Annotated in this window: 5 protein-coding genes; all 5 read right to left on the bottom strand. The window is 50.6% G+C overall.

What is annotated here, in order from left to right; translation table 11 throughout:
• Positions 1-208 precede the first annotated feature (208 nt).
• The gene (locus BLV85_RS14180) at positions 209-1,468 is read right to left on the bottom strand and encodes a DUF2254 domain-containing protein (protein WP_090415874.1); all 1,260 of its coding nucleotides are present in this window, start codon (positions 1,466-1,468) and stop codon (positions 209-211) included.
• Positions 1,469-1,875: 407 nt separating this feature from the next.
• Positions 1,876-3,087 (bottom strand): fructose 1,6-bisphosphatase, encoded by a 1,212-nt coding sequence (locus BLV85_RS14175; RefSeq protein WP_281245765.1) that lies wholly within the window; start codon positions 3,085-3,087, stop codon positions 1,876-1,878.
• 162 nt (positions 3,088-3,249) lie between these two features.
• Complete coding sequence (locus BLV85_RS14170; protein WP_143032360.1) at positions 3,250-4,092, bottom strand: alpha/beta hydrolase; 843 nt, start codon at positions 4,090-4,092, stop codon at positions 3,250-3,252.
• A 154-nt stretch (positions 4,093-4,246) separates the two neighbouring features.
• Positions 4,247-4,783 (bottom strand): alpha/beta fold hydrolase, encoded by a 537-nt coding sequence (locus tag BLV85_RS14165; RefSeq protein ID WP_281245764.1) that lies wholly within the window; start codon positions 4,781-4,783, stop codon positions 4,247-4,249.
• A 72-nt stretch (positions 4,784-4,855) separates the two neighbouring features.
• On the bottom strand, positions 4,856-5,005 hold a 150-nt coding region (locus BLV85_RS14160), incomplete at its 5' end, for a transposase (RefSeq protein WP_176973882.1).

The following is a 5,005-nucleotide window of genomic DNA, read 5'->3' as shown; positions in this document are numbered from 1 at the left end:
GATTTCGAACCTTTCATGGCGCAGAAATCGCATTATATCATGCACTTGGCGCGCTACCTGAACCGGATGTCGCCCACAGATTCTGCTGACGAGCCCACTTTACAGACATCCGAATGAATGCATACCGTCCGATCAGAAATTGTCTTTTCAATCTGGAATCTTGCCCAAGTAAAGTATCCCGCCACAAAAAAGTGGCCATCTTTTTGCTTCACCACCTGGCTGCCCTGCGCACGCGCGCACGATCTGCTGCCAGCGTGATCGCCTTTTCCGCGCGCTTCAACGCTAACCGCGAGTGCTGTTTGGCCGCTTGCCGTAGGTCAGTGTCATTCTCCATGGCCAGCGCATGAAATGCTTTTTGCAGACGCACCGCAACTTCGACCAGCCCCGCACCATCCCGGGCTATCGCAGTAAAGGCATCATCAAACATGTCATGGACCGAAATCGTTGGCACGCTGACCCTGTCATATAGCGGTTCTTCAGCATCCTCGCCTCTAGTCTGTCCGCTCCAGTACACAAACAATCTTACCAACCTGCCAATCACATCGATTGCCGTACCAGGATCATTGACGGCAGGTGATAACGCACGACTTGCAATTTCAGACAAGACGATCAGTCCAAACCGCGGATCATCATTGAAAAGACGGGTACTGCCAAACTGGAAAGCTTCGACCACTTGCCTGTGATGCCTGTCGGCTGACGCGCCACTGCCGATACAGACATATGCCAATGCCAGGCTGGGCGTGACAAACGCACCTGGCAGAGCCATCACGACCACCCGCCCCTGTATCTGCTCAGCATAGGCCTGGAGCGCGGCAACACCCACCTGCTGCAGGTAACCCACCTCGGTCGCATAGACCGGCTCTCCCGCAATGGGCTGTGTAGCGACCGGCACGCCCCCCAGTAATGGCGCATTCCGTAGCCGCGTCAGTGCCTCCGCCGTCACCTGCTCGACCTTGTCAATGGTCGACCCCAAACGCCCCAAGCGCGCTATGCGGTCCACCCAGCGAACAAAAGTCACAATCACCAGCGCAAATACCAATGCCATCAGGAGAAAAAGGGCAAAAAGACCGTCTTCTTCGAAATAGTTGTTCTTCACTGCCGCCAGCGAGACAATGCTGAATATAAATGCACCAATGAAAGTTGAAAGCGCATTTTGTGATACATCGTCAGCGATCACCAGCGAAAAGCTGCGTGGCGTGGCAGTGCTGCTTGCCGAGGCATAGGCCGACACCATCGATGCCACTGCAAACGTGGCGATAACCAACATACTGGAAGCCATGATTGAAAGCAAAGCCGCGATCGTGTCCGCCTTGATGATGACAATATGCTGTACAAGCGGGATCGTATCCATGAGTCTGGCTGAAAATACCCCAAGGATAGACAACAGGCAAATCAAGAGGGGTTTTACCCACAACCGCTCACGAACCCTTGACAGCAAAAACCGCAACCGGTCTCTCGATAAGATCATGGCAAGACACACTCCTGGTTACAAGGCTAATTCAATAATCCCGGCTTTTTGCGATCAACCACCTGTACACACACTATAAAATCTCAGCTCGGCAGGCTTTAACGTACAGCTTTCAAGATAAAGACTGCAATACTGAATGTGCCTGCCGAGACGTATCATTACTCTGCTAAGCAGGCACACACAACCATTCAATCCTGGCTATTGTGCGAAAAAACATGCGGAACATTGCAAGAGCTAGGAGGCTGTCCGAGAATAGCGATCGTAGCGAGGACGAAGCTGGTTGAGCGGGATTTTTCGATCATTTAAGGCGAATAGTGGCTCTATTCAACGAAAAAGATCGAAAAATCCAGCCTGGCAGGTTCGTCCGCAGTAGATCACAGTCTCTCTTACGATTCTAGGACAGCCTCCTAGCTTTTCCGAAATTCAAACTCATCATCCAGTTGTTTCCAAGTATTGACCAGACCAGTGTAAGCGATTTCCGTTTGCTGAGCCATGGCAATGCCAAAAAACCCTTGGCGCCTTATTTCTGCTGCGCGGCGTTGTGATAAATGGCGGGCGTAATCCCATGCTTGGTTATCAAAGAAATCCACATAGCGTTCAGCAAACTTGCCCTCATGGTTCATTGAGAAACCGATTGCTGAAATGATGGGATGGCAATAGGGACCGGTCACAGCGGTATTCACTGGTACCGGCAATTGCGGCATATTGTGTGATCCACGCGCATCGCCACTGATAATCTGATTAACTGTAGCATAGGGCTCAATAATTTCTTCAGGCGCTGGAAAGATGCCCTGATTACGTATGATTGCGATCGGATCATCTTTACCGGTATATTTGCCGGCAATATTATGCAAGCGGGTAGCAGCTACCGAGACGACTTGTTCATGGGGCTTGTAACGAGAATGAATGGATTCAACCGCATAGCGATCGGGGTTTTGCAACAATGCCGCAACGTCCCAGGAACGTTCGGGAACATCAAGCCGTATGATACGGTCATCGGCCTCCCCTTTATGATCCATATCAATAATGGTAATTGTCCATCCCAAATGCATTTTAGGATTCAGCAGCAAACCACCATTATGCATGGGATCGGTGAAGGTCAAATACAAAGGTAGGTTGAACGCTCCTGGCGCACACTTATCGCCCGCAAATATCATGAAGGATTCCGCCGGGCGGTATTCTGATTTTGCATCAAGTTCAAATTCGATTTCGGCGACACCGGGCCCAGCCCCACGCACATTCCCCGATGGCGCATCAACCAGAAGATCCTGCCCCGCACCATAATTCCCCTGGGCTTCGGCCACCTTCGCAGCCGCCAGGAATGCTTCCCATGCAAAACCGACATGAATTTTCGCATTGTTGACGCCATGTCGGTGAGAAAAAATAATGGCGATATCATCACCCGTAAAGGTAACTGTGCCATCAATCAATAAGCCGGAATCAATATTCTTTTGCAATAGCATACCCACAGCATCTAGCATTTCCTCACTGGGCCGGGTATGTCCTCCGATACTCCCAACGTCGGCTTTGATCGCACTTAGGGTAATCTGCATGGTTACACCTCCATGTATTAGAAACAAATATTTTCTCTCACCAATCAAGAATGTACTGAAGATCATATTGGGTGTCAAACAAAGCGGGGCTGGCTCTCAAAGTGCCTGCTGACGGCCCAATGAGTGTCAAAATACGGATTTGGATACAAGACTATTGCGCCACATGCACAGATGGCAGTCGGGGTGCGATTTGAGTATATCAGGCGATCGTCATGGCATGGCTTTATCCTACTCGACCACAAGTTGGTTTGAGCAGGCTTGCGTGCACCGTTCTGCATCTGATTGTTTAACTGTACAATTTCCGTTACAAAGATACTTGTGCAAAAAAGTGGACACCCTGGATTCGTAACCCTTGGGATCAAATGCATGAAGATCAACATGTGCGGCACCAGCCACGATAGATAGCTCTTTAGGCGGATTGGCGGCGTCAAACAAGCGCTGCGTTTCCGACACGGGAGTATGCCGGTCTTCAGCACCAGACATGATCAATACTGGACTATGTAACGCAGGCAATGCGTCAATGGGACGAAGCTGGTCTGGCGAGATACCCCATCGAATAGGTAATTGCCAGAGAAAAAGCGGCGTCAGCAAGCGCCCAAACGACCCCAGCCGTTGCTGCATTCTATGATCAATTGCATTTTCAATAGTCGGATACATCGATTCCAACACCACGGCATGGGGGGCAGGTGATGCCTGCGAGAGCATGAATGCTGCCGCACCCAATGAAACGGCAATGACAGCGAAGGCCTCGTCGGGAAATAATTCAGCTAGATAATGCACAGCGGATCTGACACCATTGGCTTCATGATAGCCAACGGTAATGCGGTCTCCACTGCTTTCTCCATGCGCTGGAAGATCAATGAGCATCACCGAGTATCCGCTCTGGAACAGAAATATGGCGCGCCCAAGCATCTGGCGCCGGTCACTGCGCACACCATGCAACAGCAGAACAACTCCCATTCCAGGCGTACCGCGTGCGAGCCAGCCAGAAATATAACCAGCCGAAGCATCTACACTATCCGGAGGGATGCACAGGATAATTGATTCAGCAGGCAGGTCTGGCGGTGCCATGCCGACAGACCGCTGAGCAGATTGACTGAGCCTATCGCCAATAAAGATCGCCGACCCGGTCACAGCAAACACCGCTAAAATGGCAAAATATATTAAAATGCAGATCGGACGGGGCATACACAATCTCAATCTTCGCTACCATTAGTTCGATCACTCAGACCGCGTTGGCGAGATGGGCATCAATCAATGGTGCCACTTCCTTCGCATGGGCCATAGCGAGATTATGGTCACCACCGGACACAATATGCAGTTTAGCGTTCGGCAGCAAAGATGCGATCTCGCGCCCAACACCGACAGGACTGATCGGATCCGCATCCCCCCACAGAAGCAAGGTAGGTGCTTGAATCTTCGGCAGCAGGCAAGACAGGTCTTCATTATAATCAGCAAACCAGCGCGGAAACGAAGGATTGGCTGCGTACATAAGCGGGCGCCAGTTAAGTGCGCCAAAACGCTGCAAATCCATACCTCCAGAAGTCACCGCCAATACCAGATGGGTCACAAAACCAGGCTGCTCAAGGGTAGCCCGGATCGCCATAATGCAACCCATTGATTGCGCAATCAGCGCGCAAGGCCGATCGATCTCAGCCACAACCCGTTCGACCAAGTCATCCATAGAGTTGATATGAGGATCGGGCGTTATAGAACCGAAGCCCGGCCATTCCAAGTAGACATGATCTGCTTGAAGCTTCACTAAACAACCACCAGCTAAAGCTGGTGGGTTAGTGACAATGACTAAAGTCAGGATACGGGTCTTAAGACCCGTTTAGCTTTCGGTTCTGAAATTATCATCACCTTTAGGTTCAAAATGATGCTCCAAATAGTTTTGAATCATTTCTTCTGTCAGTTCTCCTGATGTTACACAAAAGTATCCTCGCGCCCAAAAATGGCGCCCCCAGTAGCGTTTTTTTAAGTC

The organism is Nitrosomonas halophila (assembly GCF_900107165.1).
GTDB lineage: Bacteria > Pseudomonadota > Gammaproteobacteria > Burkholderiales > Nitrosomonadaceae > Nitrosomonas > Nitrosomonas halophila.
Note: the sequence above shows the minus strand (reverse complement) of the source record. Positions and strands in the feature narration are given on the sequence as shown.

Coding starts and splice junctions, on each gene's coding strand:
- BLV85_RS14180 (WP_090415874.1), bottom strand. CDS start 1,468: ATGATCTTATCGAGAGACCGGTTGCGGTTTTTGCTGTCAAGGGTTCGT.
- BLV85_RS14175 (WP_281245765.1), bottom strand. CDS start 3,087: ATGATCTTCAGTACATTCTTGATTGGTGAGAGAAAATATTTGTTTCTA.
- BLV85_RS14170 (WP_143032360.1), bottom strand. CDS start 4,092: ATGGCACCGCCAGACCTGCCTGCTGAATCAATTATCCTGTGCATCCCT.